This window comes from Pseudopedobacter sp. (genome assembly GCF_040392825.1).
Classification (GTDB): domain Bacteria; phylum Bacteroidota; class Bacteroidia; order Sphingobacteriales; family Sphingobacteriaceae; genus Pseudopedobacter.
Genome location: NZ_JBEBVH010000285.1, coordinates 1 through 4,742, shown reverse-complemented (window position 1 = coordinate 4,742; position 4,742 = coordinate 1). Strand labels below are relative to the sequence as shown.

Genomic DNA, 4,742 nt, shown 5'->3' with positions numbered 1-4,742 from the left:
TAAGAGCCTTTTTCAAATTCATCATTTCGGTACGAGCAGTGGTCTTTCGGAGCGGCTATTGTGTACCCATAAGTTTGCATACTTTAGCTCGTGTTTTTCGTAGGGCCTGCTTTCAGAAAGACCTTACCTGGGCGGAAGCCATGCGAAAAGATCATTACTCAGATAAAAGCACTCCTTTTTCAAAAACATTCTCGGGCAGAAAGGCTTATCTTTAAGCCGACATGACCTGCTTTATAACAGAGAGATATTAGTGATAAAATAGAGGGTTTATAGAGGGTTCATAGAGGTAGAACTCTATAAAGTCACTGTTTTAACATTCTTTTATCGATATATTAATTACCGTAATTGAGTATGCTTGGGGTATGAAAGTGGGAAGAAAAACGGGAGAAAGTAGGCCATCTGCCCGAGTGTTCAGCGATAACAACAGCCCGCTCTGAAAACATTCAGAGAGAACGTCTGCAGTTCCTTAGCTGAAACTTTGGCACCGCCGTTCCATTATTGATGGTCTGTGTGCTATTCTAGGGGATTTGTCTTTGCCCACTCATTCGAAATGGCGCGGTATTTAAAGCCATTGCAAAGATGTGCCCACACAATAGGAAAAATCGGAACAGGCTTTTGCTGTAAAGTAGCCCCTTTCGGCAATGCTATTAACCTGAGTTCGATTAATATTTCATTGTTTTGAGTGATTTGGAGATTATTTCATGCTGAGATTGCCTGACTGCCGATCAGGCAGGCTTTGTTCCTCGCGATGACGCCCCTATTTTTGTCAAAATTAACAAATTCGTGATGGAAACGCTCAGATTATGGTTGTAAAGTAAATAATCATAGTACTTTTCTAAAGAAGTCTGGCTTTAATCTTATTTTTGTACAAACGCAAAGAAAATGCAAATAAAGGAGTCTTTGATCCAGAGATATTGTAATTCTATTACCGAATATAGCAGATTCAAAACGGTAGAAGTAAAGATAGGGAATGTATTATTGGGAGCTCACCATCCAATTAGGCTACAGTCTATGACTACTGTAGATACTATGGATACCGAGGGTTCTGTTGCGCAAAGTATCAGAATGATTGATGCAGGCTGTGAACTAGTGAGAATTACTGCTCCATCTATTAAAGAAGCCAAAAACTTAGCAAATATTCGTAAGGAATTAGATGCAAAAGGTTATTCCACACCTCTGGTTGCCGATATACATTTCACTCCAAATGCTGCGGAAGAGGCGGCAAGATGTATAGAGAAAGTGCGTATCAATCCTGGAAATTATGCAGATAAGAAGAAATTCGAAGAAATAAACTATACTCCGGAAGCCTATCAGAAAGAATTGGAACGAATTAAATCCAAATTTGCGCCACTCGTTCAGATCTGTAAGGAACACGGTACTGCTATGCGTATAGGAACTAATCATGGTTCGTTATCCGATAGAATTATGTCCTGGTATGGAGATACTCCAAAAGGAATGGTAGAGTCTGCAATGGAGTTTATCAGGATTTGTCAGGATTTGGATTATCATCAACTGGTAGTTTCCATGAAATCCAGTAATCCGCAAGTCATGGTTCAGGCTTATCGTCTATTGGTACATACCATGATGCAGGAAGGAATGAATTACCCATTGCATTTAGGAGTTACCGAAGCAGGAGATGGAGAAGATGGAAGGATCAAGTCTGCAGTGGGTATTGGGACGTTGCTGGAAGATGGCTTGGGCGATACCATCCGGGTATCGTTAACCGAAGAGCCGGAATATGAAATTCCGGTTGCCAGAGTTTTAGCAGAGCGTTACCATCAAAGAGCTAAACAAAATACAAGGATAGCTGAAGAAGCAGATGTTTTCATTCCGGAAGATTTTTCTCCGTTTGAATATAAAAAGCGAGAAAGTGCAGAATTGAATACTTTTATTGGCGGGAATCAGGTACCAAGAGTAATTTTGGATATTTCTAAACAGAATTTAAAAGATCCGTTTATTTTAGGTGATGCAGGTTATTTGTATGCTGCGGCCTTGGATAAATATAGCATGGGCGATCAATCTATAGATTTTGCTTATCTGGGCGATCAATTACCTTCTTTTAGTTTTCCCGGCAATCTAAAGCAATTGTATAACTATACGACCTGGTTAAACCTGAAAGAAAATTACAATTGTCACCCGCTGTTCACTTTAGAAGAATACGTTGCAGCAGAGAGAAGAGATCAGGCTTTAAATTTGGTAAGTGTTAAAAGAAGTGATATCTATACAGAAGCATTTGCTAATATTCCGTTTGATGCTACTTTGGTTTTTGTGTTAGAAACCAATGAAATACATGGAATGGCCGATCAAAGAGCTTTCTTTTTCAAGCTTATGGAAGCTGGAATTAATACGCCGGTAATTGTTAAGAGATCCTATCAATTCGATAGTGGAGTACAAGAAGATATTAACTTAAAAGTACAGCTTTATGCTGCTACAGATCTGGGGGCCTTGTTATTAGATGGGTTTGGAGATGGTGTTTGGATTGATGCTCCTCAAGTTCCATTGAAATTTAATGTATCTACAGCTTTTGGTATTTTACAGGCTACTCGTTCCAGAATATCTAAAACAGAATATATTTCTTGTCCTTCCTGTGGCAGAACCCTTTTCGATTTACAGGAAACTACTCAAATGATCAGAAGTAAGACGGATCATCTAAAAGGCATTAAAATCGGTATCATGGGCTGTATAGTAAATGGACCGGGAGAAATGGCAGATGCTGATTATGGCTATGTAGGAGCAGGACCAGATAAGATTACTTTATACAGAGGCAAAGAAGTAGTGAAAAAGAACGTTCCCTCGGCCGATGCTTTAAATGAACTGATAGAGATTATCAGAACTGATGGGGTATGGGTAGAGAAGGAGTAAGTAAGATTCTACGTTTTAAGTAGCAAGTTCTTGCGAATTGTAGGGTACCGATTTTAATGTTAAATTTATTTCTCGCTATTTTTGGTACAGATATAGATAGCTGTTTCTCTGAAAACTGATATCTCTATTTTATGAAAACATCTAAAATTTTATGGGTAGCGGCCTCTGTAGCCCTAATCTCATTTTGTTTGTCTTCTTGCGGTGTATCTATACCCGAAGGGGCCCGGGCGGTAAAGCCATTCGACCAACAACGTTATTTAGGGAAATGGTATGAAATTGCCCGTTTAGATTTTAAACATGAGAGAAATCTCAATCAGGTAACAGCCGAATATTCCTTAAATGAAGATGGATCTATCCGAGTTCAAAACCGTGGATATGATTATGTAAAAGAGAAGTGGAAAGAAAGTGTAGGTAAAGCGAAATCTTTAGATACAGATAAAAAAGAAGGGCGGTTGAAAGTTTCTTTTTTCGGACCTTTTTACTCGGGATATAATGTAGTAGCTATAGACCCAGATTATAAATATGCCTTAGTCTTTGGAGACAGTTTAGACTATATGTGGATATTATCCAGAACAACTTCTATTCCTGAAGATATTAAAAAGGATTACCTGGAAAAGGCAAAGGCTATAGGTTACGATACAGATAAATTAGTATGGACAGAACATAAATAAATGTGCTGTCCATTTAGTTTTTATATTTTTTCGCCCTTTGCAAGCTTGGTCTTACGGTTATCTTGCCACAAATAATGCATTAAAGTGTTTAAAACAACTGCATTCCAATCATTGTGCAAGCTTAAAAGCACTTTTTTCTTTTTATTACTAACACTTTCGATATGTAAGATACCTTTATTCAGGTAATATTTTAAATCGGACCAGGGAGTAATCTCAGTTTTTGTTTTTCCGAAAAACCAGGTTTTATAAGACATCGAAACACCCTGGTTATTAACTGTTGTTGGTCCAACATTAAAGCTCTGTTGTTCGTTTAACGTATCTATAAACTGCCCTATAAGGCTCTTTTTTACATATTGCCATAAACCAGACATAATGTAATAATAAGTATGGTCTTCCTCGAGAAGTTCCTGTACTTTAGAACTTTCAAAGTTAATGCTTACAGATTTATTGTCTTTGCCTAGAATATCAATATTGTAAGCTTTTTTAGTAGGTGTTTTAACAGGTCCAATTAAAGATACACCATATTTAATGGCTTGAATTTCATTGCATGGAATTTGTATCTTATTAACCTCTATATAATCTTTATTTATTTTAACCTTCTGTCCGGAGGAAGGTAATTGAATGTCTACGTCGAAGTTGTGGTTTAGCATATACGAATATATGATATATAAAATCTAAATTCAAAAGGGAAAAATCAAAATTCTTGTATTTTGAAACAGTTTCTCTGTCTTAAATATATGGTTAGAAAAGAGTTCCGGATTTAATTTTACCAAGATGCTGATACGCTGCAGGTGTAGCTTCTCTACCTCTGGAGGTACGCATTAAATAACCTTCCTGAATTAAAAACGGTTCATACACCTCTTCTATGGTTCCTTCGTCTTCGCCAACAGCAGTTGCTATTGTTTTTAAACCGACAGGTCCACCTCTAAATTTATCAATTATAGTGGAAAGAATACGGTTATCCATCTCGTCCAGGCCATGCTCGTCTACATTAAGTGCATTTAAGGCATATTTAGCAATCTCAGTGTCTATTTTTCCGTTACCTTTAATTTGTGCAAAATCTCGCGTTCTCCTTAATAAAGCATTGGCAATACGAGGTGTCCCGCGACTTCTTCTCGCAATTTCATAAGCGCCGGTTTCTGTTATAGGGGTTTTTAAGATATATGCCGACCGAATTACTATAGTAGTAAGTAGTTTTGCATCATAATA

Annotated in this window: 5 protein-coding genes; 3 read left to right on the top strand and 2 right to left on the bottom strand. The window is 37.5% G+C overall.

What is annotated here, in order from left to right; genetic code table 11:
- The 3 genes from ABWO41_RS15535 to ABWO41_RS15525 all read left to right on the top strand — a co-directional run.
- Nucleotides 1-215: hypothetical protein (locus ABWO41_RS15535; RefSeq protein ID WP_353140015.1), on the top strand; the 215-nt coding region annotated here is incomplete at its 5' end.
- A 667-nt stretch (nucleotides 216-882) separates the two neighbouring features.
- Nucleotides 883-2,862: a (E)-4-hydroxy-3-methylbut-2-enyl-diphosphate synthase gene (gene ispG / locus ABWO41_RS15530; RefSeq protein WP_353140013.1), complete on the top strand. Its 1,980-nt coding sequence runs from the start codon at nucleotides 883-885 to the stop codon at nucleotides 2,860-2,862.
- Nucleotides 2,863-2,993: 131 nt separating this feature from the next.
- Nucleotides 2,994-3,533: a lipocalin family protein gene (locus ABWO41_RS15525; protein ID WP_353140011.1), complete on the top strand. Its 540-nt coding sequence runs from the start codon at nucleotides 2,994-2,996 to the stop codon at nucleotides 3,531-3,533.
- Between the two features lie 20 nt (nucleotides 3,534-3,553).
- Here the strand turns inward: ABWO41_RS15525 and ABWO41_RS15520 are convergent, their stop codons facing one another.
- Nucleotides 3,554-4,183 (bottom strand): hypothetical protein, encoded by a 630-nt coding sequence (locus ABWO41_RS15520; protein ID WP_353140009.1) that lies wholly within the window; start codon nucleotides 4,181-4,183, stop codon nucleotides 3,554-3,556.
- Between the two features lie 91 nt (nucleotides 4,184-4,274).
- Nucleotides 4,275-4,742 (bottom strand): Holliday junction DNA helicase RuvB C-terminal domain-containing protein (locus ABWO41_RS15515; RefSeq protein WP_353140007.1); only part of this gene is annotated, 468 nt, incomplete at its 5' end.